Origin of the sequence: Desulfovibrio oxyclinae DSM 11498 (genome assembly GCF_000375485.1) — a bacterium.
Classification (GTDB): domain Bacteria; phylum Desulfobacterota; class Desulfovibrionia; order Desulfovibrionales; family Desulfovibrionaceae; genus Pseudodesulfovibrio; species Pseudodesulfovibrio oxyclinae.
The window spans coordinates 75,096-98,002 of sequence record NZ_AQXE01000003.1 but is presented as its reverse complement, the minus strand read 5'-3'; the positions used below and the strand labels follow the sequence as shown (position 1 = coordinate 98,002).

The 22,907-nt window shown below is 59.5% G+C and carries 24 protein-coding genes; 9 read left to right on the top strand and 15 right to left on the bottom strand.

From position 1 onward, the window contains the following. Positions 1–23: 23 nt before the first annotated feature. From flhB to B149_RS0104540, 4 genes are all read right to left on the bottom strand, one after another. Positions 24–1,088 carry a flagellar type III secretion system protein FlhB gene (gene flhB, locus B149_RS0104555; RefSeq protein ID WP_018123985.1) on the bottom strand — a complete coding sequence of 355 codons (1,065 nt, stop codon included), beginning with the start codon at positions 1,086–1,088 and terminating at the stop codon, positions 24–26. Positions 1,089–1,092: 4 nt separating this feature from the next. Continuing rightward, complete coding sequence (fliR, locus tag B149_RS0104550; protein ID WP_018123984.1) at positions 1,093–1,875, bottom strand: flagellar biosynthetic protein FliR; 783 nt, start codon at positions 1,873–1,875, stop codon at positions 1,093–1,095. 237 nt (positions 1,876–2,112) lie between these two features. Then, a complete protein-coding gene (locus B149_RS0104545) occupies positions 2,113–3,021 on the bottom strand; it encodes a M23 family metallopeptidase (protein WP_018123983.1) in 909 nt (302 codons plus the stop codon). A gap of 128 nt (positions 3,022–3,149) precedes the next feature. Continuing rightward, the gene (locus B149_RS0104540; protein WP_018123982.1) at positions 3,150–3,887 is read right to left on the bottom strand and encodes a tRNA lysidine(34) synthetase; all 738 of its coding nucleotides are present in this window, start codon (positions 3,885–3,887) and stop codon (positions 3,150–3,152) included. Between the two features lie 188 nt (positions 3,888–4,075). On the opposite strand from B149_RS0104540, the gene B149_RS0104530 reads away from it, so the two are divergent. The 4 genes from B149_RS0104530 to moaC are packed head-to-tail and all read left to right on the top strand — an operon-like array spanning position 4,076 to position 7,273. After that, positions 4,076–5,416: a DUF4340 domain-containing protein gene (locus B149_RS0104530; RefSeq protein WP_018123980.1), complete on the top strand. Its 1,341-nt coding sequence runs from the start codon at positions 4,076–4,078 to the stop codon at positions 5,414–5,416. Between the two features lie 17 nt (positions 5,417–5,433). Then, the gene (gene rpoZ / locus B149_RS0104525; protein WP_018123979.1) at positions 5,434–5,670 is read left to right on the top strand and encodes a DNA-directed RNA polymerase subunit omega; all 237 of its coding nucleotides are present in this window, start codon (positions 5,434–5,436) and stop codon (positions 5,668–5,670) included. A 3-nt stretch (positions 5,671–5,673) separates the two neighbouring features. Beyond that, entirely contained in the window at positions 5,674–6,792 is a 1,119-nt protein-coding gene (gene dnaJ / locus B149_RS0104520) for a molecular chaperone DnaJ (protein ID WP_018123978.1), read from the top strand. Position 6,793: 1 nt separating this feature from the next. Next, a complete protein-coding gene (moaC, locus tag B149_RS0104515; RefSeq protein WP_018123977.1) occupies positions 6,794–7,273 on the top strand; it encodes a cyclic pyranopterin monophosphate synthase MoaC in 480 nt (159 codons plus the stop codon). Between the two features lie 114 nt (positions 7,274–7,387). On the opposite strand, the gene uxx1 is transcribed toward moaC, so the two are convergent. The 11 genes from uxx1 to B149_RS0104460 form a co-directional block, all read right to left on the bottom strand. Then, entirely contained in the window at positions 7,388–7,594 is a 207-nt protein-coding gene (gene uxx1, locus B149_RS0104510; protein ID WP_018123976.1) for a UXX-star selenoprotein family 1, read from the bottom strand. 141 nt (positions 7,595–7,735) lie between these two features. Continuing rightward, positions 7,736–9,967 (bottom strand): polyribonucleotide nucleotidyltransferase, encoded by a 2,232-nt coding sequence (gene pnp, locus B149_RS0104505; protein WP_018123975.1) that lies wholly within the window; start codon positions 9,965–9,967, stop codon positions 7,736–7,738. Between the two features lie 230 nt (positions 9,968–10,197). Next, on the bottom strand, positions 10,198–10,467 hold the full coding sequence (rpsO, locus tag B149_RS0104500; RefSeq protein ID WP_018123974.1) for a 30S ribosomal protein S15: 270 nt from the start codon (positions 10,465–10,467) through the stop codon (positions 10,198–10,200). A 63-nt stretch (positions 10,468–10,530) separates the two neighbouring features. Continuing rightward, on the bottom strand, positions 10,531–11,457 hold the full coding sequence (gene truB, locus B149_RS0104495) for a tRNA pseudouridine(55) synthase TruB (protein WP_018123973.1): 927 nt from the start codon (positions 11,455–11,457) through the stop codon (positions 10,531–10,533). 2 nt (positions 11,458–11,459) lie between these two features. After that, positions 11,460–12,413, bottom strand: a complete 954-nt coding sequence (locus B149_RS0104490; protein WP_018123972.1) for a DHH family phosphoesterase — start codon at positions 12,411–12,413, stop codon at positions 11,460–11,462. Further along, positions 12,397–12,741 carry a 30S ribosome-binding factor RbfA gene (gene rbfA, locus B149_RS0104485; RefSeq protein WP_018123971.1) on the bottom strand — a complete coding sequence of 115 codons (345 nt, stop codon included), beginning with the start codon at positions 12,739–12,741 and terminating at the stop codon, positions 12,397–12,399. Before rbfA ends, B149_RS0104490 begins: the two co-directional genes overlap by 17 nt. A 4-nt stretch (positions 12,742–12,745) precedes the next feature. Continuing rightward, complete coding sequence (locus B149_RS0104480) at positions 12,746–13,039, bottom strand: DUF503 domain-containing protein (protein ID WP_018123970.1); 294 nt, start codon at positions 13,037–13,039, stop codon at positions 12,746–12,748. Positions 13,040–13,108: 69 nt separating this feature from the next. Then, a complete protein-coding gene (gene infB / locus B149_RS0104475; RefSeq protein ID WP_018123969.1) occupies positions 13,109–16,081 on the bottom strand; it encodes a translation initiation factor IF-2 in 2,973 nt (990 codons plus the stop codon). After that, complete coding sequence (locus B149_RS0104470) at positions 16,078–16,287, bottom strand: YlxR family protein (protein ID WP_342661890.1); 210 nt, start codon at positions 16,285–16,287, stop codon at positions 16,078–16,080. Before B149_RS0104470 ends, infB begins: the two co-directional genes overlap by 4 nt. Positions 16,288–16,333: 46 nt before the next feature. Further along, positions 16,334–17,608 carry a transcription termination factor NusA gene (nusA, locus tag B149_RS0104465; RefSeq protein WP_018123967.1) on the bottom strand — a complete coding sequence of 425 codons (1,275 nt, stop codon included), beginning with the start codon at positions 17,606–17,608 and terminating at the stop codon, positions 16,334–16,336. A gap of 54 nt (positions 17,609–17,662) precedes the next feature. Continuing rightward, a complete protein-coding gene (locus tag B149_RS0104460; protein ID WP_018123966.1) occupies positions 17,663–18,124 on the bottom strand; it encodes a ribosome maturation factor RimP in 462 nt (153 codons plus the stop codon). A gap of 293 nt (positions 18,125–18,417) precedes the next feature. Between B149_RS0104460 and flgF the strand changes: the two genes are divergently transcribed. From flgF to B149_RS0104435, 5 genes are read left to right on the top strand one after another with little or no spacing between them, the layout of a single operon-like run. Further along, positions 18,418–19,200, top strand: coding sequence for a flagellar basal-body rod protein FlgF (gene flgF, locus B149_RS0104455; RefSeq protein ID WP_018123965.1), 783 nt, complete (start codon positions 18,418–18,420; stop codon positions 19,198–19,200). 13 nt (positions 19,201–19,213) lie between these two features. Next, positions 19,214–19,996, top strand: coding sequence for a flagellar basal-body rod protein FlgG (gene flgG, locus B149_RS0104450; protein WP_018123964.1), 783 nt, complete (start codon positions 19,214–19,216; stop codon positions 19,994–19,996). Between the two features lie 24 nt (positions 19,997–20,020). Then, a complete protein-coding gene (gene flgA, locus B149_RS0104445; RefSeq protein WP_018123963.1) occupies positions 20,021–21,022 on the top strand; it encodes a flagellar basal body P-ring formation chaperone FlgA in 1,002 nt (333 codons plus the stop codon). A gap of 36 nt (positions 21,023–21,058) precedes the next feature. Further along, positions 21,059–21,754 (top strand): flagellar basal body L-ring protein FlgH, encoded by a 696-nt coding sequence (locus tag B149_RS0104440; RefSeq protein ID WP_018123962.1) that lies wholly within the window; start codon positions 21,059–21,061, stop codon positions 21,752–21,754. Between the two features lie 33 nt (positions 21,755–21,787). Further along, positions 21,788–22,906 (top strand): flagellar basal body P-ring protein FlgI, encoded by a 1,119-nt coding sequence (locus B149_RS0104435; protein ID WP_018123961.1) that lies wholly within the window; start codon positions 21,788–21,790, stop codon positions 22,904–22,906. Position 22,907: the final 1 nt, after the last annotated feature.

Here is a 22,907-nt window from a genome sequence, read left to right as displayed (position 1 = left end):
GTTTTGCTCGAAACGTCCGGGGATCAGCGCGGGGTGCGGAATTTGTCCAGCTGAGCCAGAATGGATGCCACCGCTTGAAAAAGATCCTCGGGAATTGTTTCGCCGATTTCAACCTGCTTATACAAGGCCTGTGCCAAGGGTTTGTTTTCCCGGATGGGAATGTCGTGTTCGCGTGCGATTTCCTTGATGTATTCGGCTATCCTGTCCACGCCCTTTGCCAATACGATGGGCGCGGGAGCCTCCATGACATTATAGCTCAAGGCCACCGCGAAGTGGGTCGGGTTGGTGACGACCACGTCGGCTTTGGGGACTTCCGCCTGAAGCCGTTGCGCCATGAACTCCATCATTTTCATGTGCTGCTGGCGCTTGATTTCCGGGTCACCTTCAGCCTGCTTGCGCTCGTCCTTGACCTCGTCCTTGGTCATTTTGATGGTCTCCTCATAGTTCCAGAGGTTGTACCAAAGGTCGAGCGCCGCAATGATGATCATGGGCACAAGCGCGTATTTGAGCATCTTGAAGGCCACCCCGAGGATGTAGGTGGCGATGCCCTCGGGCGTCATGTAGAAAAGGGGAGTTATATTATCCACTTCCTGCTTCATGACAATGTACGGCGCAACGCCGACTGCCACGGCCTGCAGCAGGCTGCGCCCCAGTCTGACGAAGGCCTCAGGGCTCATCATTACCCTTTTGAGACCCTGAAATATGTTGAATACCTTGGAGAATTTCGGCTTGAGGGGGTCCAGTGTCCAGAGCGAGCCCACCTGAACGCGCTCCGAGATGATGGCCACCACCACCATGAGGATCATGATGGGCATCACCATCTTGCCGATGGACATTCCGCCCCACTTAAAGAGTTCGTATGCCTTGATCTCGTCAAGATCCTCAATGAAGAAAAGTTTGGTGAAGGTGTGCACATAGATTTCGGACATGCCGAGATATATGTACTCGAAAAGGGCCCGTACCACGAAGACACCGGCGACCAGCACCAGTGTCTTGGTGAGCTCCTGCCCCTTGCCAACGTTGCCTTTCTTGCGTTGCTTGTCGCGCTGTTTCGGGGTGGCTTTTTCTGTTCTGCTCGGATCCTTCATTGTATCAGCCTGCGCCCATTCGCAGAATGTTGCCGTAAAGCCCGTCCATTTTGACGATGAAGTCGGCCACGTAACGGCCGAGTATGCCGAAGACAAAGACGAGGAAGAGGAAGCCGACGGCGATCTTCACGGGCAGACCGACCACGAGAATGTGCATTTGCGGGGCTGCGCGGGAGATGATGGCCATGGCAAGGTCCACCATGAGTACCGCCGCCATGACCGGTGCGGCGATCTTGATGGCGAGGGTGAAGATGATGGATGAGAAATCGAGCACAGACTGAGCCATGTTCGGCGTCAGAACGATGCCGCCGGGCGGAATGTACTGAAAGCTGTCACCAAGTGCCTTGAGCAGATACAGGTGCCCGTTGAGCGTCAGAAAGGTGAGCATGGTGCACATGTAGAGGAAATGCGCGGTGATGGCCTGGTTGACGCCGGTGATGGGGTCCATGACGTTGACCATGGCAAAGCCCATCTGGAAGCCGATGATGTGACCACCTGTCTGCACGGCGGCAATGAGAAAGCGAACCGCCAGACCGAGGATGAGGCCGAGCAGCACCTCGCCGATAGCCATCACGGCAAGATTCCAGGGACTTGCTGGCATCAGTGAACCGGGGAAGGAGAGCTTCGGCCATACAGCCATGGTCAGCACCAGCATGAACGCCGCCTTGACCATGGTGGGAATGGACTTGCTGTCAAAGAATGGGAGCAGGAACATGACAATGCTGATCCTCATGAATGTGAGGATCACACTGAGCATGTCGTCTGCGCTGAAGTGGAAAATGTCCATTCCGTTTCCCAAGCAAAAGTTGAACCATTCTACCTGCGCCTATGTGTACAGACTGACGCGGCGCAAGTCCATATCGCGAAAGCGTTTCCGCCGGTTGACCGCTGAATCGGGTTTGATTTCCTGTGACTGAAAGGATGGTGCTCACAGGTCCGGAAAACGAGAACCGCATTTGACGGCCAGAAAAAAGCCCCTCCGGCAACGGTGTGCAGGAGGGGCTGGACTGCGATCTGTCTAAGGCTAGTTGAGGATGTACTTCATGGGATTGACGGCGACCTGAGCTTTGTGGACCTCATAGTGGACGTGAGGGCCGGTACTGCGCCCGGTGTTGCCGACGTAGCCGATGAGTTCGCCGCGGGTCACGGTCTGGCCGTGCTTTACTGCGGTTTTCTTCATGTGGGCGTACCGGGTGGTGATGTTGCCGCCATGGTACAGTTTCACCTGAATGCCGTAACCGTCGTGCCTGTTTCCGGCCAGCGTCACCTTGCCCTTTGCCGGGGCATAGATCGGTGTGCCGGAAGGGGCGGAAATGTCGAGACCGGGATGGTGCTCACGCTTGCCGGTGAAAGGCGAGGTGCGCCAGCCGAACGGGGAGGTGACCCAGCCCGTGGTCGGCCAGATGGAAGGCGTGGCTTCAAGGATGTCCTGCTTCTGGCGCAGCTTGGCAAGAATTTCCTGCTGCTTGACTTCTTCAAGGCGGGCTTCGACATTCAACTGCTTCAGGAAACGATGCATCTTCCGGGCGAGCAGTTCCTGACGGTAAAGCGGAAGGTAGCCGTTGGAAAAGGTTTCGCTTTGCGTGCCGCCCTTGGGGGAGGATGCCTGTGCGCTTTCCTGGTCCAGGTCGATCATGACGCGAAGCTTGGAATCGAAATCATTGATGCGTCGAAGGCTCTTTTGCAGGCCGCCGAGCTTTTGCGCGAGACTCAGAAGCTGGGTTTTCTGTTCGTGGATGGTCTTTTCGGCAAGATTGAGGTCTTTTTCGACCTTGATGCTTTTTGCGTAGTGCTTCCACAGGTACACGTTTCCGGCAGCCATTCCCGCGAACAGCAGGAAGAACAGCAGGAAAATTCCACCGCGGATACCCATTTTGCGGCAGGTGCCCTGTTTGTCTTTGAATATGACTATGTGATATTTTTTGAACAGCATGAAGTTGTGCGTGCCTTTTGCAGTTTTTGCTTGTCAGGCATGAAAAGCCGTTACCATCAAGTAGTCCAGCGGACCTTCAATGTCAAGGCGGATTGCCCGGAAACAGCGGCTTTTGGTGGTGTTTCGGCCTACTTCAAATCAATGCCCGAACGGGTCACTGCATTGAAGACGTTGCTTCTGATTCTGCGGTCGCCCTTCCATTTTTCATCGAGCCAGTTCATGACCTCGTCGCGTTTTGTGGAGCCGTTCGAGGGGCATACGTTTTCCCAAACCGGAAGCTCCCATTGGCGGGCCGCCTTGATGACCGTCTTTTTATCCAGCAGCATGGTGGGGCGGATCAGCTTGAGTTCGCCCCCGAAGAAGTCTTCGCATGCAGACATCCCTTCGGCGCGGCCGTTGTGGAAGATGTTCATGAAAAATGTGGCGACGTTGTCGTCGGCATTGTGTCCAAGTGCCAGATGCGTTAGCCCGTACTGGGCACAAAGCTCAAAGAGGCGCTTTCTGCGCAACCAGCTGCACAGAAAACACGGCGAGTTCTTCCGGTTGGCCTCGGAGTGGGCGTGCGGCCCGTAATCCGTCAGTTCCATGTGCGATGCGATTCCGTTTTCACGGCACCACTGAACTAGCGGCGCGTGGCTCTCGGGCTCGAAACCGGGATTGATGTGGAGCACCATAAGCTCGATGTCGAACGGCATGATGGCCTTACGTATGGTCAAGACCTTGAGCAGCAGCCAGCTGTCCACGCCGCCCGAGGCGGCGATGCCGACCTTTGCGCCGGGGTGGACCATGTCGAGCTTCTGCATCAGCTTGCCCGTGGCCTTTACGCACTGATTCTGCGCATAAGAAAGTTTTCCCCAGGAGCCCATTGTGTTATCTACCTCCGTAGTCGGGTTGCGGAAAGGGCGTGGTAGACGATTTGCCCTTGACTTGCAAGCATGCCGGAGCTAATGAACGAGGTTCCCGAAAGCAACGGGACTCTGGCGTTGCAGCCCCGGACCCGAGGGGCTCTTTTTTTTGCCGAAAGCCCCTACGACGAATCCAAGGAGCGACTCCTTTGAAAAGGATCGGTCTGACATTAGCCGTGCTCATTGTGGCCGCCTCGATCCTGACGGTCGCGGGGGGCTATCGTCTGTTGTCGTACATTGGTGACGACGGCGGCTTCAGTCAGTGGCTTTCCGTGGACCCTGCCAACGTCGAGGCCATGGTCGTGGACGGTCCGGAAGGAGCGTTCCGGCTGGAGCGCGGGAAGCAGGGTTGGAATGTGGTGCATGGCGGCACCCGCACCCGCGCCGATTCGGCTCGTGTGGAAACGCTGCTTGATTTTCTCAACAACACCCGGCCCTCCATGGAAGACGACTCGTTTGTCAATTCCGAGGGCCCACGCTACGGACTGGAAGAGCCTGCTGCCAAGCTGACGCTGGTTCTCGGTGACGGCGGGCGGGTGCAGTTGCGTTTCGGCGGCGAAGTTCCTTCGTCCAACCGGGTATATGTCTGGATATCCGTTCGCGACGGTGATGTTTACGAAATGGACGCGCGCGGCCTCAGGCTGCTTTCCCGTCCCGCCGCGCATTTCGAGGACAGCCGCCTGCTGCCGAGGGTCGGCGTAGACGACCTTGCGACGCTTCAGCTTGTTATGCGTTACGGCGCTGGCTGGAAAATATCGCAGAAGAAAGAAAATTTCACGTTCGACCTGCCGGGATACCTGACCGGTCGGACCGCCTCCGATACGGAAGTCCGTCTTTACGTGGACTCCCTTTCCGAGATGGAAGCGGAGCGCCTGCTGCCGGATGAAACCATGCCCGACAGGCAGCCGTACCTGAGCGTCAAGGTGACGCGCACGGATGGCGGTGAGGAAAGCCTCAGCCTGTTCCGTGGAACCGGGGACGCACCATTTGTCGGGGTTTCCTCGTGGCAGCCGGTGCCGTTCGCCGTAAATCGTCTGGTGGTCTCGCAGCTCGTGCGTACCCCGTTTGACATGCAGGGACGCAGGGTGGTGGATATCGCCATAGGCGACATTCACAGCATCGCGGTCACGTTTGACGGCGTTGTTCGTGAAGCCGAACGCACCGAAAAGGGCTGGAAGGAACTCGGCGGCGGAAATGAGATCATGGGCATTGACATGTCCTTGTGGCGACTTAATGAAATGAAGTTCGAAGCCATGCCGCTCGAACGGGTTTCCGGTGCGGTGCGGGAAAGCATGACCTGCATCCTGCGCGACGAAAATGGAGAGGTCCTCGCGGCCATGTCCTTTTATCGTGACCCGAGCCTGCCAGAGGGGCAGATATGGCTGAGAAACGGCGGGGGACTGTATTATCCGGTCTCAAGCCAGATCGTGGAAGACCTTCGTGGCCTCTTCCCCGTGCTTGGAACGGACGAATCGTCCCCGGACGCATAATATCGAGGAGATGAAACATGGCTAGAATCACCGTTGAAGACTGCCTGGCCCAGGTGAGTAACCGTTTCCTGATCACCCAGATGGCCATCAAGCGCGTCAAGCAGTACCGTGAAGGGTACGACCCGCTCATCGAATCCAAGAACAAGGAAAACGTCACCGCACTGCGCGAAGTGGCGGCAGGAAAGGTTGTCCCCGAGCGTACGCTTGAGGATATCGAGCTGGATATCGAAGAAGAAATGGAAAACGAAGCGTAAGGCATGTCAAAACGTTGTTATTACGAGGTGCTCGGTCTTTCGAGGGATTGCTCCGACAGTGAAATCAAGTCCGCTTACCGCAAACTTGCTTTCCAGTACCACCCCGACCGCAATCCCGACGATCCCGAGGCCGAAGACAAGTTCAAGGAAGCCGCCGAAGCTTACGAAGTGCTGCGCGACAGCGAAAAGCGCCAGCGTTACGACCGTTTCGGCCATGAAGGCATGAACGGAAACGGCTTCCACGGCTTTGACAATACGGAAGACATCTTCGGCACCTTCAGCGACATCTTCGGCGAGTTCTTCGGCTTCAGTTCCGCGGGACGCGGCGGAGCCAACCGCCCCAGAGCAGGGTCCGACCTCAGGTATAACCTGGACATTTCCTTCCGCGAGGCGGCCAAGGGAACCGAGGTCAGCATTACCCTGCCCGTTGAAGTCGAATGCCCCGAATGTGATGGCACCGGCGCCGAAAAGGGCACCACCCCCGAAACCTGCCCGCAGTGTCAGGGCACGGGGCACATTCAGCAGTCTCAGGGTTTCTTCCGCATTTCCGTGGGCTGCCCCAACTGTCAGGGACGCGGCACCATCATTCAGAACCCCTGCCACAACTGTCATGGCCGCAGCACGGTCATCGAGGAAAAGGACCTGAGCGTCCGCATCCCCGCCGGCGTGGACAACAACTCCCGCCTGCGTCTTCGCGGCGAAGGCGAGGCCGGTGTCAATGGCGGGCCCCCGGGCGACCTGTATGTGGTCATCCACGTGGAAGAGGACGAAGTCTTCGAGCGTCAGGGTACCAGCCTGATCCTTCAGCAGGACATCTCCTTTGTTCAGGCCGCACTCGGTGATCGCATCGAAGTGCCGACTCTCCATGACCCGGTGAATCTGGACATCCCCAAGGGAACGCAGGCCGGTGAGGTCTTCCGTCTGCGAGGACTCGGCCTGCCGCATCTGGGCAGCCCCCATAAGGGTGACCTGCTGGTTCAGGTGCGCGTTCTTACTCCTACCAAGCTCAACAAGCGTCAGGAAGAGATTCTGCGCGAGTTTCAGGAGATCGAGGACAGCAAGCCCATGACCAAGGCCAAGGCCTTTTTCCAGAAAGCCAAAGACCGCGTAATGGGCGAATAGCATGAGCGACCGCTTCTCCCACATGGATGCCGACGGCAATGCCCGCATGGTCGATGTTTCGGCCAAGGACAACACCAAGCGTACCGCAATTGTCCGGTGCCGGGTGCTGCTTAATTCGAACACCTTCGACCTTTTGGTGCGTGACGCGCTGCCCAAGGGTGACGTGCTCACCACTGCAAAAATCGCCGGAATCATGGCCGCCAAGCAGACCCATGCGCTCATTCCCATGTGCCACCCCCTGCCGGTGAGCTATGCAGACGTTCGCTTCGAGGTGGATGAAGCCGGCCATGCGGTGGGCATCGAAGCCGAGGTGCGTACGACAGGCAAGACCGGTGTGGAGATGGAAGCGCTGGTTGCGGCTCAGATTGCCGCCGCCACCATTTACGACATGTGCAAGGCCGTACAGAAGGATATCGAGATTACCGACTGTCGGCTGATATACAAGTCCGGGGGGAAGTCCGGAGAGTTCCGTAACGACTGATCCCCTATAAGGCTGTCGAAAGCGTATGAAAAAGCCGCCCGCTCATATGAGCGGGCGGCTTTTTCATTGTCTTTTGGATGATACTCCGGCGCCCCGTCGGACCGCTTATGCGTGTCAGGAGCCTCGGTTGTAGCCGATGCTCACTTCGCCATCCTGAACAATGGTAGGAATGCGTTTGACTCCGCCGTTGAGGGAGAGCATCTCGTCCAGCTTTTCGGGATTGAGTTGGATATCGTGAAAGATCGCCTCGCGATGCGCGCTCAACGCCTTGTGTGTATGCGGGCAGGTGCGCTTGCCGTAAATGATGATGTCCTGATTCATATGGAAAGCTTACTCCTGTGCCGGTCAATCCGTCCAGTATAACCTTTCCGGTTGGTTCCATGACGATTGGCAAACACAATTGGAAATATGAAAAAAGGCGGCTCCGTGGAGCCGCCTTTCGTCTTTCAGTGGATAGTGGACTTAGCGCCGGGGACCGCGACGATCACCGCCGCGTCCGCCGCCACCGCCGCCGCGACGGTCGTTCTTGCGTCCGCCGCCACCGCCGCCGGGGCGCTTGAAGTCTTCAAGGTTGACTTCCTGACCGGCTTCTTCCATCAGCCATGCCTTGCGGGACAGACGGATCCGTCCGCCGGGCTCCAGATCCACGCACTTGACCCAGACTTCCTGGCCGAGCTGGAGCAGGTCTTCGACCTTTTCCACGCGCTCGAAGTCCATCTGGGAGATGTGCAGGAGACCTTCGCAACCGGGGAGAACCTCGATGAGTGCGCCGATCTCAAGGATCTTGCGCACAATGCCGAGGTAGTTCTTTCCGATCTCGGGCTTCTGGTCGTAGTACTGCACGCGTGCCTTGGCTTCTTCCATGGAAGCCATGTCCGGGGCAAAGATCATGACCTTTCCGGAGTCATCGATGTCCACGTCGGCGCCGGTTTCAGAGGTGATGGCCTTGATGTTCTTGCCGCCGGGGCCGATGACCGAACGGATCTTGTCAGGGTCAACGAAGACTTCGCACATCTGGGGAGCCAGTTCGGACAGCTTTTCGCGCGGTGCGGCCAGCGTTTCTTCCATGTGGCCCAGGATGTGCTCGCGAGCTTCCTTGGCCTGGTTCAGCGCGCGGCGCAGAACGTCGGAGGGGATGCCGCTGATCTTGATGTCCATCTGGATGGCGGTGACGCCTTCGCGCGTACCGGCCACCTTGAAGTCCATGTCGCCCAGTGCGTCTTCGTCACCGAGGATGTCGGTGAGGATATAGTAGTCTTCGCCTTCCTTGCAAAGGCCCATGGCGATGCCCGCAACCGGTGCGGAGATGGGCACGCCTGCGTCCATCAGCGCCATGGTGGCACCGCAGACGGAAGCCATGGAGGAAGAGCCGTTGGATTCCATGATCTCGGAGACAACGCGCAGCGTATACGGGAAGTCTTCCTGAGAAGGCAGAACCGGAGTGAGAGCGCGTTCGGCAAGGGCGCCGTGGCCGATCTCGCGGCGGCTCGGTCCACGCAGCATACGGGCTTCACCCACGCAGTAGGGGGGGAAGTTGTAGTGCAGCATGAAGCGCTTGGTGTGATCGCCAATGAGCGTTTCCATGCGCTGTTCGTCACGGGTGGAGCCCAGCGTGGCGACTGCCAGAGCGCTGGTCTCGCCGCGGCGGAACAGGGAGGAACCGTGTGTCATGGGCAGCAGGCCCACGTCGATGGACAGGTCGCGAACCGTGGTGGTGTCGCGGCCGTCGATGCGCTCGCCCTTTTCGACGATGCGCTTGCGCACGATCTTCTTTTCCATGTCGCCGAGGACGTCGCCAACCTGCTTGAGCTTGGCTTCGTCTTCCGGGAACTTTTCGGTAACGAGTTCCACGGCCTTCTTCTTGACGGCGCTTTTGGCTTCCTTGCGCGGCATTTTTTCAGCCACGGAAAGAGCCTCGGTCAGCTCATCGGTGAGGGCGTCGTTAAGAAGCGTTTCCACTTCGGCATCGCGCTCGGGAGCCGTGACCTGAATTTTTTTCTTGCCAGCCTTTTCCGCCAGCTCTTCCTGCATGTCGATCAGGGGCTGAATCTCGCGATGACCGGTTTCGATGGCGTCGGCAAGGGTGTCTTCGCTCAGGAAGTCACCGCCGCCCTCAACCATGACCACGGCGTCGCGGGAGCCGGCCAGCAGCAGGTTCAGGGAGCTTTCCTCGTCGCAACCCTTGTAGGTCGGGAAGAGTTCGAACTTGCCGTTGACCAGTGCCACGCGGGTACCGGCGATGGGGCCTTCGAAGGGCATTTCGGAAAGGGTCAGTGCGGCGGAGGCGCCGGTGAGGGCCAGGACGTCGGGGTTGACGTGCTGGTCCGCGGAAAGAACCGTGGCAATGACCTGCACCTCGTCCTTGAAGCCCTTGGCGAAGAGCGGACGGATGGGGCGGTCGATGAGGCGGGAGATGAGGGTCTCGCGCTCGGACGGGCGGCCCACTTCACGGCGGAAGTAGTTGCCCGGTACTTTACCTGCCGCGTACAGCATTTCCTGGTAGTTGCAGGTCAGCGGAAAGAATCCGCGATCGTATTCCAGGGGCTGATTGGTGGCGGTGACGAGCACCACGGTTCCGCCGGATTGAATCCAGACGGCGCCGCCGGCCTGATTCGCCATACGGCCGGTTTCCATGGTGATCTCGATATCGCCGACTTTGCGGGTCAGACTAATCTTGTCAAACGGTTTGAGCATGTACTCTCCAATGATTTGGTGTTTCTTCATGCCCCGCGGTGGCCCACCGGATGGTTAGCCGGCTTGGGAAGGGGCGTGTGGATGGTCTCCACCCGCGCCTTCCCGAGCCAACTAAGCTACTTCCGGAGTGTCCGGCGAAATTTTCGCCGTACCGCGAGGCTGCCTGTCTATCCCGGAGGAAAACGACAAAGGGGGAAGCCTTGCGGCTCCCCCCGGCGTCGCGTTGTCGGCTACTTGCGCAGACCCAGACGGGCGATCAGGCTACGATAGCGCTCAATGTCCTTCTTCATGAGGTAGTTGAGCAGTTTCCGGCGCTGGCCGACCAGCTTCAGCAGGCCGGTGCGGGAATGGTAGTCCTTCTTGTGGGTCTTGAAGTGATCGGTCAGGTACTTGATGCGCTCGGTAAGCAGCGCGACCTGGACTTCGGGAGACCCGGTGTCGCCTTCGTGAGTCTTGTACTCGTCAATAACGGCCTGTTTGGCCTGTGCGTCCATGACCACAGCGATATCCTCCGTTTTAGTGGGTGTTATACGATTCTTCCCGCGCGAAATGGCGTGTGCGTGCTACCAGAGCCCGCGCAGAATGCCCCAAAGGAGCTTTCCGTTGCTTTCAGCGGCTTCCACGAGTGCGAGTGCGTCGCCTTCGGGGGTGAGAAACAGGGCGCGGTCGCCTTCCTTTCCGGACAGATCGCCGTCAGCGTTGACGGGGAGTCTGGTACCGTTTTTCACCAACCCGGCCAGTGCCTCGGAGAGGCGGTAGGAGGGCCAGTGGGGAAGAGCGTCGGCCATTGGAATGACGCGCTCGGTGAACTGTTCCAGTTCGTCTTCGAGCACTTCATCAAGGTCGTGCGCCTGTTCCAACCCGAAGGGACCGCTCGATTCGCGCAGAAGCCGTGTCAGCGTCGCGCCGCATTCAAGCCGCGTCCCCAAGCTGTGGACCAGGGAGCGTATGTAGGTGCCAGCAGAGCACCTCACCCTGAAGTCCGCATCGGGAAGAGTTACCTCTAAAGGTTGTGATTCAATGATCGTGATGGCCTTTCGTTTCACGGGCACTTCTTCGCCCGCTCTGGCCAATTCATACAAGGGCTTTCCCTTGTGTTTGGCTGCCGAATAGGCCGGAACTTCCTGCTCTGTCAACTGATTCCAGTAATAAATTTCGTCACGAACCACCTGTGGATCTTCCGGAACGGGGCTTTCGGTCAGCACCTCGCCCTGAATGTCGTAGGTATCCGTAGTGATTCCGAGGCGTAAAGTGCCGGAATACGTCTTGTCCTCGCCGGTAAGGTACGTAGCGGTCTTCGTGGCCTTGCCGAGCATCACGGGGAGCACGCCTTCGGCGAGGGGGTCCAGCGTACCGGCGTGGCCGATCTTGAACTGGCGGAACCTGCGTTTGATGGCGTTGAGGCAGTCCGTGGAGGTCGGGCCGGACGGCTTGCGCAGGATGAGCACGCCGTCAAGCTGTTCCTTGCTGCGTTTCGGCTTTCTGCCCATGGCTACAGTCCTACCATATCGACGATGGATTTGACGAGAGTCGCACGGGCTTCCTCAAGCGTGCCGGATGCCATGCCGCCCGCGGCGTTCTTGTGACCGCCGCCGCCGAAGCTGGCAGCGACTTCCTGCACATTGTCATCGCCGTAGGCCCGTAGGCTGAACTTCCATTGCTCGTCACCTTCCTCACGGAGCAGGGCGGCAACGCGAACACTTTTCAGTTTGCGTACGAAATTGATGATTTCCTCGGTATCCGAGGGAGCGGTGCCGGTTTTTTCGAACATCTCGCGAGTCACGGGCGCCACTGCGACCTGTCCGTTTTCAAACAATTCCACTCTGCCGACCACTTCATTGAACAACCGCAGACGGTTTTCCGTCCACTGCTTGTTGATGTGCATGTTCACGGTCTGAAGATCCAGCCCGTTGCGCAACATCTTGGCAGCAAGCTCAAGTGACTCAGGGGTCGTGTTGCCGTAGGAAAAAAAGCCGGTGTCGGTTGATACGGCGAGATAAACGGCCTCGGCCAGCGAGCCGGACAATTCTACGTCAAGCTCTTCGGCCAGATCGGCGATCATGGTGCCGACGGCGGGGTGCCTTTTATCGACCCAGTTCAGTTCGCCGAATTCGGGATTGCCAAGGTGGTGGTCGATATTGATGACTCTGGTTTCGTCGAGACGTGCGCGGAGGTTGTCGCCCATGCGCTCGGCGTTGCCGCAGTCGAGGATGATCGTCCACTCGGGCATCTTTTCGGGCAGCTCGGAAGTGATGGGTGAGGGAGTCTGCACCCAGTCGTAACGGCAGTTCATGCCGGAATGGTTGTACAGGGAGACTTCCTTGCCCAAGGCAGTGAGCACGTGGCCGAGCGCAGCGGTGGAGCCGATGGCGTCGCCGTCCGGGTTGTAGTGGGCGGCAACCAGAAAGGAGGTTCCGCTGCGGATGGCGTTAGCTATCGTCTTCATCGGGCTTGGCATAGACCATGTCCTCAAGAAAGGTGTCGTGGGTGAAGCGGAGCTCGGGAACGAACTGGATGCGCATCTTTTTGCCGAGCTGCGAGCGCAGGTAGCCGGAAGCCTTTTCCAGCCCTTGCCTTGCTGCCTCGATCTTTTCTTCGTCGCCACTGGTTGTGAAAAGCACTTCGGCGATACGCAGGTTGGCGTTCATGCGCACGCCGGAGAGGGTCACGCGTTCCAGCCGGGGATCGCTCACTTCTTCCATGAGAATGGAGGAGAGCTCTCGCAGGATCTGGTCTCCCATGCGGCTGGCCCTTCTGGAATCGGAAATTTTCATGATATCAATCCGTGTTGCTGAATACTTCTGTTTCGACGCTCACCAGCTCGGCTGGAACCGTATCTTCCAACATGCCGAGCACCTTTGCCAGCCTGGATTCGACCTTGTTCGTGAGGTTGGCCACCGTCACGACGGCAAGGACGATTCGTTCGTGAGAGTCCTGTGCGTCCACCTCGCTGATGGACACATTGAACTTGTTCCGGGCCCTCGTCTTGAGGCTGCTGACGATCTTTCGCTTGCCCTTGAGGGAATTGTTTCCTTCAAGCCGGAACTCCAGACTGAGTACGCCGATTATCATATATAAGTACCAAAACACGGGCGGTCCAGTCTTGCCGGACCGCCCGTGATGATGTTTTCGGACCTTCGGCTAGTCGATGGTACGGGCCACTTCCCGTTCCTCGAAGGCTTCGATGGCGTCGCCGACCTTGATGTCGTTGAAGCCCTTGATGCCCATGCCGCACTCGTACCCCTTGGCCACTTCCTTGACGTCGTCCTTGAAGCGCTTGAGGGAGGAGAGCTCGCCGGTATGGACCACCACGCCGCCGCGAAGCAGGCGGATCTGAGCGTGTCTGGTGACCTTGCCGTCGGTGATGTAACAACCGGCAACGGTGCCGACCTTGGGAACGCTGAAGGTGTCGCGCACTTCGGCCTGTCCGAGGTAGACTTCCTCGATATCCGGAGCGAGCATGCCGCTCATGGCATCCTTCACCTCGTTCACGAGCTTGTAGATGATGTCGTAGAAGCGGACTTCCACGTTCTCCTGCTCGGCGATCTCCTTGACCTTCAGGTTCGGGCGGACGTTGAAGCCGATGATGATGGCTTCGGACGCGCTGGCCAGAAGGATGTCGGACTCGGTGATGGCGCCTGCGCCGCCGTGGACCACCTGCACCTTGATTTCGTCGGTGCTGAGCTTGGTCAGCGCCTCGGTGACGGCCTCCAGAGAACCCTGCACGTCGGCCTTGACGATGAGGTTCAGGTTCTGGGCTTCCTGATCCGGGCGGGATGCGAGGAAGCTTTCCAGCGTCACCTTGGACTTGCCGGCCAGCTCCTTTTCGCGCTGCTTCTGCAGGCGCTGCTGGGCGATGCGGCGGGCAACCTTTTCATCGGAGACCACGGTGAACTCGTCACCCGCTTCGGGGACGCCGTCAAAGCCCTGAATTTCGACGGGCATTGCCGGACCTGCGGTTTCGATCTTCTGCGCCGAGTCGTTGAACATGGCGCGGACCTTGCCGTGGTGCACCCCGCAAACGAAGCTGTCACCCTGATTGATGGTGCCTTCGGCGATGAGCATGGTGCCGACCGGGCCACGACCCTTGTCCAGCTTCGCTTCCACGATGTGGCCGCGAGCGGGCTTGTCGGGGTTGGCCTTGAGTTCGAGCACTTCCGCCTGAAGCAGAATGAGTTCGAGCAGTTCGTCCATGCCTGTGCGCTGCTTGGCTGAGACGTGGGCGAAGATGGTTTCACCGCCCCAGTCTTCGGGAATCAGTCCCATTTCGGCCAGCTCGCGCTTGACGGTATCCGGGTTGGCGCCTTCCTTGTCGATCTTGTTGACGGCCACGACCATGGGAACGCCAGCCGCCTGTGAGTGGGCGATGGCTTCGCGGGTCTGGTCCATGACGCCGTCATCTGCGGCGACAACGAGAACGACGATGTCGGTGACCTGAGCACCGCGCATACGCATGGTGGTAAACGCTTCGTGACCCGGGGTGTCGAGGAAGACCACTTCGCCGCGCGGGGTGGTGACATGGTACGCACCGATGTGCTGCGTGATGCCGCCAGCCTCGCCGTCCGTCACGTTGGTGGAGCGGATGGCGTCGAGCAGGGAGGTCTTACCGTGGTCGACGTGACCCATGATGGTCACTACCGGGGGACGGCCCTGAAGGTCTTCGGGCTTGTCCGCCTCGGAAGGAACGAGGAATTCCTGTTCATCAAAGGAGACGTTCTCCACTTCGTAGTCGAATTCGTTGGCGACAACTGTAGCGGTATCGAAGTCGAGCGCCTGGTTGATGGTCGCCATGATGCCCAGACCGAACAGGACCTTGATGAGATCCTGCGCCTTGTGACCCATCTGGTGAGCCATGTCGGCCAGACGGATGGTGTCATCAATTCTGATCTTGCGCTTGGCGGCCTTTCTGGGCTGCGCTCTGTGCTCCTGCGACTGAAGCTGATCGGATTTCTTGCGACGTTTGCCCTTGCCGGGGCGATTGTCGCCAAGAACCTTCTTGGCCTTGTCGCCGTCCTCGAAATTGCTGAATTCCACGACGCGGCGGTCTTTCTTGCGCTTCTTGCGGCTACGACCGTCCGGCTGCGGCGGCGGGGGAGTTCCCGGAGCAGCGGGACCGCCACCGGGGCCTCCGCCGGGACGCCCGGCAGGACGTGCTCCGCCGGGTCTTCCACCGGGCTTCGGTCCGGGTCTGCCGCCGGGACCGGGCCTGGGACCGCGTCCGCGTGCGGGACGGTCTTCCAGTCCTGCGGCCTTTTCGGCTTCGCGCTTGGCGACTTCCGCCGGATCGGGCATGGAAATGATTCTGACCTTGGATTCACCCTTTTTCTTGGGCTTCTTGGTCTTCTTATCTTCGTCATCCCCGGCCTTGCCTTTGGCTTCGGCCTTGGGCTTGTCGGCCTTCTTGGCAGTCTCGCCGTCCTCGGCCTTGTCCCCGGGGGCAACAGGCTCGGCTTTGGACTTGGCGCCTTCGGCTGCGACCTCGGGCTCGACAGGCTTTTCAGGCTTGTCTGCGGGCTTTTCCTCGGCGGCCTTCCCGGTTTCGGCTTCCCGGGATTCGGCTTCGGCTGCTTCGGTCTTTTCGACTGCAGGGGAGGGTTCTTCCTTGGATTCCGGTTCCGAAGCCTGCTCCTCGACCGGTGCCTTCTCGGTCTCGGCGGGCTTCACGACCTTGGCCGGCTTTATGATGCGGGCCTTCTGAGTCTCAGCCTTGGCAGCCTTCTTGGGCTTTTCCTCGGCAACGGGCTCAGCGGGCGTTTCCTTCTCGGCTGCGGCCTCTGCGGGTTCCTCGGCAACGGGAGCCTCTTCGACCTCGGCCGGAGCCTCGGGAGCTTCTTCCGCAACCTTGGTCTCTTCCTTGGCGGCACCACTTTCGGCCTTGCCCTTGCGAGCCTTCCTGCGGCGCACGATGACGCCCGGCTGCACTTCACGGCGCAGCACCTCGGAGTCTCCGCCCTCGGTGGAGAGCGTGGCCCTGAGCTTATCAACGTCTTCTGCATCCACGGCGGTCATGTGGCTCTTTGCCTGAACCCCGATCTCCCGCAGATGCTGCATGACTTCTTTATTCGACAGGCCGAGCTCGGCTGCCAAATCCTTAACCTTCATGGTTGCCGTCATATACAAACCCCCTTGCATTTCTTCATGAGCCCTTTCTCCGCTTTGCCGAATTTTTCGCGGCACTCGGGCTCGCCGCAGACATAAAATCCCCGGCCAGGTTTATTCCGTCCGGGATCGGGAACAAGGCTGTCCGCCGCCAGGTCCCTCGGACAAACATATCTCGCGAGGTCTCCCTTGGGAGCCCTCTTCCGACAGATGACGCACATGCGTACCGGGCCTTCGGCTTCTCGGAACGCGTCATCAGTCGGTTTGCTACTCTTCTTCATCGCTTTCGACAACGTCTCCGTCTTCTTCGGAACCGTTGAGGCCGAGCATGTTGATGCCCGCGCGGATTTCCGCGATGCGCTCTTCGGTGATGCCGTCCACTTCGAGCAGTTCCTCGTCGGTGGCGTTGACCACCGCCTCGGTCGTATCCAGACCGGCCGCGACAAACGCTTCCACGTTCACTTCGGCCACGCTGGCGATCTGGTCCAGTCCCTTGCGGGACGCGTTGAGCTCGGCGTAACGGCTTTCGGTGAAGATGTCTATCTTCCAACCGAGAAGGCGGCTGGCGAGCTTGACGTTCTGACCCTTGCGGCCGATGGCCAGGGTGAGCTGGTCGTCCGGAACGATGACTTCGAGCGCCTCGTCCTCGTCATACACCGCAATGCGGGAGATGACGGCAGGGGAGAGCGCGTGCTGGGCGTACCGGGCGATGTCCGGACTCCAGACCACGATGTCGATGCGTTCGCCGCGAAGCTCCTGCACCACGTTCTGGATGCGGGAACCGCGGATGCCGACACAGGCGCCCACGGGGTCCACGTCGCGTTCGCGGGAGTAGACGGCCACCTTGGCGCGCAGGCCCGGATCGCGGGAGACGCCCATGATCTTGACGGTGCCGTCTGCCACTTCGGGCACTTCGCGCTTGAAAAGTTCCACCATGTAGTCGGGGTGGGAGCGGGAGACCAGAACCTGCGGTCCGCGGGATTCCTTGAGTACATCAATGATATATGCCTGCACCCGGTCGCCGCGCTTGTAGCGTTCGCGGGGGATCTGCTCGTCCTTGCCCAGCAGCGCTTCGGTGCGGCCAAGGTTGATGATCCAGCCGGTGCGGTCGCGGCGCTGAATGATGCCGCTGACGATCTCGCCCTTGCGGTCCTTGAATTCCTCGAAGATGATTTCCTGCTCTGCGTCGCGCATGCGCTGGATGATCACCTGCTTGGCGCTCTGCGCGGCGATGCGTCCGAGATCCTCGATGGCGAGCTTGAAGCCCATTTCATCGTCGATCTGGACGTTCGGGTCGTGCTCCCGCGCCTCTTCGAGGTTGATTTCGCTGACCTCGTCATGGACTTCGTCGGCAACCACCTTGAACTGGTAGACCTCGATTTCGCCGAGTTCCTCGTTGAAGGTGACCTCGATGTCCATGGTGTCGCCGTACTTGCGGTGTACGGCAGAGCGCACCGCCTCTTCGAGGGTGTCCACCAGAAGGTCGCGGTCGATGCCCCGGTCCTTGCTGATCTGGTCGATGGCTTTCTTGAGTTCCGACATTGTTTGTCCTCCGTGTCGCGGGCCGCGGAGCGGCCGCAAAAAGCGTGCTCCGTGCTAAAAAACGTGCACCAGTCTGGCTTTCTTGACTTCGCCCCAGGAGAAGGATTCGTTTCCTGTCTCCGTTTCAAGGACGAAGGCATTCTCATCGATGCCGGCCAGTGTCCCGCTGAACTTACGTTGCTCCTGCCGCGGTTCCCACAGGGTGACCCGAACGGTCTTTCCGGTGTACGCGGCCATCTGGTCGATGCTGAAAAACTCTCTTTCAAGGCCCGGGGACGAGACTTCGAGGGTGAATGCGCCGGGGACGGCGTCTTCCATCTCCAGCACGAGTCCCACCTGACGGCTTACCTCGGCGCAGGCGTCCACAGTGACTCCGTCCGGTCCGTCGATGTAGATCAGGATTCTACGCTTGCCGCCTCCGCCGGGACAGGAAATACCCCACAGGGTGTATCCAAGTCCTTCAACTTCGGGGCGGACCAGCTCGTCCAGGATGTCTTCGAATCTCTTGCGCGTCATTATGCTTTGGGTCCCGGTTTCTGAAAATAAAAAAGGCGGACCTAGGCCCACCTGCGTGAAAAAAACGATAGTCCTTTCCAGGCCTTGGAGCGGTCGGCGGGGGTGTAACCCGCAACGCAGAGCCGGGGAGTAGGTACTCTCCCAGCCAAGCTTCGTCCACTCTCGAACCGGGTTCATTTATACATATTGAACGCACATGTCAACAATACTGCCTGTCCGTACCGTAAAAATGTGGTGTTTCGGTCATTGGCCCGCATGTTGCATAGTCAAGTCGACAACAGGAGGTCCGCCCCATGAGAGACAGCATATTCAGCGCGGTATTCGGCGCTTTATCCAATGAAATGAGGATGTCGACGACCGCCAACAATTTGGCGAACGTCAACACCACAGGCTACAAGAAGGATGAGTGTGCATTTCACGACACCTTCATCCGGTTTGCCCACGACTATGTGGTCGACGCAAAGCCTTACATGCGCGACAAGCCGCTGTTTCCGGAAGCCGACCTCATGTCGAGGGTCCGCCTTTCGGATCAGTACACCGATCTGGCGCAGGGCAGCCTGCAGGAAACCGGCAACCCGCTCGACGTGGCCATCTCCGGTGACGGATTCTTCAAGGCGCAGGTCGGTGACGAGCAGCAACTCACGCGTGCAGGCAACTTTTCCGTCGACCAGAACGGTGTTCTCGTGACCAAGCAGGGGTATCCCGTAATGGTTGGCGGCGGTTCTCTGGCCATTCCACCCGATGCAACGAACATCTCCATTGATTCCGCCGGACAGATCAGCGCAAACGGCGCCGTCCTCGGCCAGCTGGACATCGTGGACGTGGACGACAAGCGGGCCTTGGAAAAAGTGGGCCAGAACTTCATGCGCATCCGCGAAGACAGCGGTGCCAACGAGATTCCCGCCGAAAACATGACGGTGGAGCAGGGATACCTCGAAAAATCCAACGTGGAAGTCGTGACCGAAATGGTCAAGATGATAGAAACCCAGCGTGCTTTCCAGTCATATCAGAAGATTATGACCAGTACCGATCAGATTGACCGGCGCATGATCATGACTCTGGGCAGGAGCTACTAGGAGGATATGGACCATGATGCGTTCATTATGGACGGCTGCCACCGGCATGGTGGCGATGCAGACGCACATCGACGTGCTTTCGAACAACCTCGCCAACGTGAACACCACGGGCTTCAAGAAGAGCCGCGCGGAGTTCGAGGACCTGATGTACCAGAACATCAAGATGGCGGGAACGCTCAACCAGAACGGCGGCAGGACCCCCACGGGCATGCAGGTCGGCATGGGCGTCAAACCCACGACGGTGCACAAGTTCTTCAGTCAGGGAGACTTCAAGAACACCGGCAACCCGCTGGACATGGCCATCGAGGGCGACGGCTTCTTCCGCGTTACGCAGAACGACGAGGATGTGTACACCCGCGCCGGTTCGTTCAAGCTGGACAATGAAGGCCGCGTCGTCACTGCACAGGGGTATCCGCTTCAACCGGAATTCCTCGTGCCCGCCGAAACCGCTGATCTGGTGGTCAGCGAGGACGGACACATTGCCGCACTCGACAAGAGCGGAGCGGAGATCGCCGCCGCGGACATCCCGATTTTCACCTTCACCAACCCGGCCGGACTGAACGCCGTGGGCAAGAACGTCTACGTCGAGACCGAGGCGTCCGGCGCGGCTGTTCAGGGAACGCCCGGCGAAGACAACTTCGGCACGCTGGCGCAGGGTTTTCTGGAAGGCTCCAACGTGGAGATGGTGGACGAAATGGTCGGATTGATCGTTGGGCAGCGCGCCTATGAAATCAACTCAAAGGCCATCACCACCTCCGACTCCATGCTCCAGACCGCAATCAACGTGAAGCGTTAATCCATGAAGAGTTCGGGAGGGGAGATGATTTACGGAAACACCGCACGGGATGCTCGAAGACCCTGGGGCCTCGGCGTGGCCGTCGTGGCCGCCATGTGCCTTGCCGCGCTTGTCATGGCCTCCACGGTCCATGCCGGTGAATGGCGCATCAGGATCAAGCCTGCCGCGGTGCTCGACGGCGGGCCGGTTACCCTTGGCGACATAGCCGTTGCCGTGGGTGATGTGGACGCTCCGGTATGGAAGCGGCTTTCCGGAACCAAGCTCTGGAAACCCTCGTCCAGACGGGGAAGACCCGTGGCCATCTCCCGCGACAAGCTGCGTTCGATTCTGCGCCATTACATCGGCGAATACGAGCGCCGGTGCGAGGTGCCTTCGCGAATGCTGGTGCAGACCGGCGGCAAGGTCATACTGGTCAACGAGATTCGTCGCAGGGTGGTCGAATATTTGACACCTCGTGCGGAACGCTTCGACGCCGAGATTTCCTTCCGTGATTTTGCGGTGCCGGACTACATCTTCTTCCCCAACCGCTTCGACAAGCTGAAGGTCGATTCTTCTCGCGACGTCAGGCCGGGGCGCAACTCCGTGCAGATGGAAGTGGTTACTTCCGATGGAAAGACCGTGCGGAGGCTGGCAGGCAGCGTTTTCATGGATGTCTGGAAGGCTGTGCCGGCCGCGGCGCAGATAATGAACAGGGGAGAGCGCATCACGCCGGACAAGCTGACTTTTGTCCGCAAGAATTTGGCTTACGCCACCAACACCTGGGACGGCAAGGGCGGCCCGTGGCGGATTCGTCGTCCCGTGGGGCGCGGACAGGCCATCACACGAGATCGCATAGAGGCGCTTCCGGCAGTATCGAGGGGCGAGCATGTGAACCTCGTGTACGACAGCGGTCGCGTCAAGTTGAGCGTCGAAGTGGAAGTTCTCGATGACGCCAAGGTGGGCCAGCAGGTTGAGGTCCGGAATATGCAAAGCAATAGAACCATCGTGGCGACAGTGGTCTCGCCCGGCAAGGTCATGGTCCGATAATCGGTGCGTTCAGCACGTTTGCAAGGAGAAAATGAGATGAAACCCTACATCCTCGCACTTGTAGCCTTTACGGTCGTCGCGGGCGGTTGTGCTTCCCGCACCGAGCCGGAGCCGATGCCCGTGCTGACTCCTCCGGTGATCGTCGAGCAGGACCCGGCGCAGAATCCCGGCTCGTTGTTCGATCCGAATCAGGCGGAATTTCTCTATGATGACAACCGCGCCAAGCGCGTGGGCGACATCGTGCTGGTGGAAGTGGCGGAGTCCTCCAAGTCCAAGCTGAAGAACGATACCACCGCCAAGCGCGAGACCACCACCGACATGGGTGTCACCGCGTTTCCGGGAACCGGCATCCTCGGCGCCATACCCGGTTCGCAGTCCCTCGCTTCGCCCGGCGACGTGAACATCGGCGCCCGCGCACAGAACGATTTTGAAGGCGAAGGGGAGACCAACCATGAGTCCAGCGTCACCGCCACCGTGGCCACGCGCATTGTGCGACGGCTTCCCGGAAACATTCTTCAGGTGGAAGGCGCGCGCCGCATCAGGGTCAACTTCGAGACACAGATTCTCGTGGTTCGCGGCCTGATCCGGCAGCGGGACATCACGTCCGACAACAGCATTTCATCCAACAACCTCGCCGAAGCGCAGATCGAAATGTACGGCCAGGGCGTCCTGACCGACAAGCAGCGTCCCGGCTGGCTGTCCAGAATTCTCGACAACATCTATCCGTTCTAAACGGGTGACGAGCGTATGATACGGAGGCAACAAATGAAGATCACGAGAAAGGAAACCGCAGCCTGTCTGACGTTTGCCGTCATGCTGGCACTCCTTCTCGCCGCCGCGGCTCCCGCGGATGCGGCGAGGCTAAAGGACATCGCCAGCTTCAGCGGCGTGCGCAACAACGAGCTGGTCGGCTACGGTCTCGTGGTCGGCCTTGCCGGAACCGGTGACGGAACCACGTCCACCTTCACCATGCAGTCCATGTCCAACATGCTCGACAAGATGGGCGTTGAAGCCGCTCCCGGCGACCTGAAGCCCCAGAACGTCGCCGCGGTCATGGTCTCCGCCAAGATGCCGGTGTCTGCCAAGCCGGGCTCCGGGCTTGACGTGACGGTGTCCTCGCTCGGTGATGCCGAGAGTCTTCTCGGCGGCGTGCTGCTTGTCACGCCCCTCAAGGGTCTCGACGGCAAAATCTACGCCGTGGCGCAAGGCTCGCTGACCATCGGCGGTTTCAGCGTCGGCGGAGAGGCGGCCACCGCGCAGAAGAACATCCCCACCGTCGGCCGCATCCCCAACGGAGCGGTGGTGGAGCGGGAGGTGCCGTTCTCCTTCAATAATCAGGAGAGTATGACCATCAACCTCACGGTGCAGGACTTCAGCACCACCATGGACGTGGTCAACCGCATCAACGGCGTTCTCGGCGACAGGTATGCCAGCGCGCGCGACATTTCCACCGTGGAACTCCAGATTCCCCCGAAGTTCCGGGGCAACATGGTGCCGCTCATGGCATCGTTGGAGAACATGAACATCACCCCCGGAGGCAAGGCCAAGGTCGTGGTGGACGAAAAGACCGGCACCGTGGTTCTGGGGCAGGACGTGCGACTTTCCAAGGTCGCCGTGGCTCACGGAAACCTTCAGGTGGTTATTGCCGAATCTCAGGAAGTCAGTCAGCCCGGCCCGTTCTCCGACGGGGAGACCGTGGTCACGCCGCAGACCGATGTGGGCATCGAGGAGCAGAACAACAGCCTGATGCTCATGGAGGGCGCGACCCTTCAGGAACTGGTGGACGGTCTGAACGCCATTGGAGCCGCCCCGCGCGACCTGATCTCGATCATCCGCGCGCTCAAGGTCGCCGGCTCTCTGCACGCGGAAGTGGAGGTCATCTAGC

What these genes read in the sequence shown, in the direction of transcription:
- B149_RS0104545 (WP_018123983.1), bottom strand. Translation starts at nt 3,021, where the DNA reads ATGCTGTTCAAAAAATATCACATAGTCATATTCAAAGACAAACAGGGC.
- B149_RS0104460 (WP_018123966.1), bottom strand. Translation starts at nt 18,124, where the DNA reads ATGACGCGCAAGAGATTCGAAGACATCCTGGACGAGCTGGTCCGCCCC.
- B149_RS0104470 (WP_342661890.1), bottom strand. Translation starts at nt 16,287, where the DNA reads ATGTGCGTCATCTGTCGGAAGAGGGCTCCCAAGGGAGACCTCGCGAGA.
- infB (WP_018123969.1), bottom strand. Translation starts at nt 16,081, where the DNA reads ATGACGGCAACCATGAAGGTTAAGGATTTGGCAGCCGAGCTCGGCCTG.
- B149_RS0104435 (WP_018123961.1), top strand. Translation starts at nt 21,788, where the DNA reads ATGAAGATCACGAGAAAGGAAACCGCAGCCTGTCTGACGTTTGCCGTC.
- pnp (WP_018123975.1), bottom strand. Translation starts at nt 9,967, where the DNA reads ATGCTCAAACCGTTTGACAAGATTAGTCTGACCCGCAAAGTCGGCGAT.
- B149_RS0104540 (WP_018123982.1), bottom strand. Translation starts at nt 3,887, where the DNA reads ATGGGCTCCTGGGGAAAACTTTCTTATGCGCAGAATCAGTGCGTAAAG.
- nusA (WP_018123967.1), bottom strand. Translation starts at nt 17,608, where the DNA reads ATGTCGGAACTCAAGAAAGCCATCGACCAGATCAGCAAGGACCGGGGC.
- uxx1 (WP_018123976.1), bottom strand. Translation starts at nt 7,594, where the DNA reads ATGAATCAGGACATCATCATTTACGGCAAGCGCACCTGCCCGCATACA.
- rbfA (WP_018123971.1), bottom strand. Translation starts at nt 12,741, where the DNA reads ATGAAAATTTCCGATTCCAGAAGGGCCAGCCGCATGGGAGACCAGATC.
- dnaJ (WP_018123978.1), top strand. Translation starts at nt 5,674, where the DNA reads ATGTCAAAACGTTGTTATTACGAGGTGCTCGGTCTTTCGAGGGATTGC.
- rpoZ (WP_018123979.1), top strand. Translation starts at nt 5,434, where the DNA reads ATGGCTAGAATCACCGTTGAAGACTGCCTGGCCCAGGTGAGTAACCGT.
- B149_RS0104440 (WP_018123962.1), top strand. Translation starts at nt 21,059, where the DNA reads ATGAAACCCTACATCCTCGCACTTGTAGCCTTTACGGTCGTCGCGGGC.
- fliR (WP_018123984.1), bottom strand. Translation starts at nt 1,875, where the DNA reads ATGGACATTTTCCACTTCAGCGCAGACGACATGCTCAGTGTGATCCTC.
- moaC (WP_018123977.1), top strand. Translation starts at nt 6,794, where the DNA reads ATGAGCGACCGCTTCTCCCACATGGATGCCGACGGCAATGCCCGCATG.
- B149_RS0104480 (WP_018123970.1), bottom strand. Translation starts at nt 13,039, where the DNA reads ATGATAATCGGCGTACTCAGTCTGGAGTTCCGGCTTGAAGGAAACAAT.
- flhB (WP_018123985.1), bottom strand. Translation starts at nt 1,088, where the DNA reads ATGAAGGATCCGAGCAGAACAGAAAAAGCCACCCCGAAACAGCGCGAC.
- flgA (WP_018123963.1), top strand. Translation starts at nt 20,021, where the DNA reads ATGATTTACGGAAACACCGCACGGGATGCTCGAAGACCCTGGGGCCTC.
- B149_RS0104490 (WP_018123972.1), bottom strand. Translation starts at nt 12,413, where the DNA reads ATGAAGACGATAGCTAACGCCATCCGCAGCGGAACCTCCTTTCTGGTT.
- flgF (WP_018123965.1), top strand. Translation starts at nt 18,418, where the DNA reads ATGAGAGACAGCATATTCAGCGCGGTATTCGGCGCTTTATCCAATGAA.
- truB (WP_018123973.1), bottom strand. Translation starts at nt 11,457, where the DNA reads ATGGGCAGAAAGCCGAAACGCAGCAAGGAACAGCTTGACGGCGTGCTC.
- flgG (WP_018123964.1), top strand. Translation starts at nt 19,214, where the DNA reads ATGATGCGTTCATTATGGACGGCTGCCACCGGCATGGTGGCGATGCAG.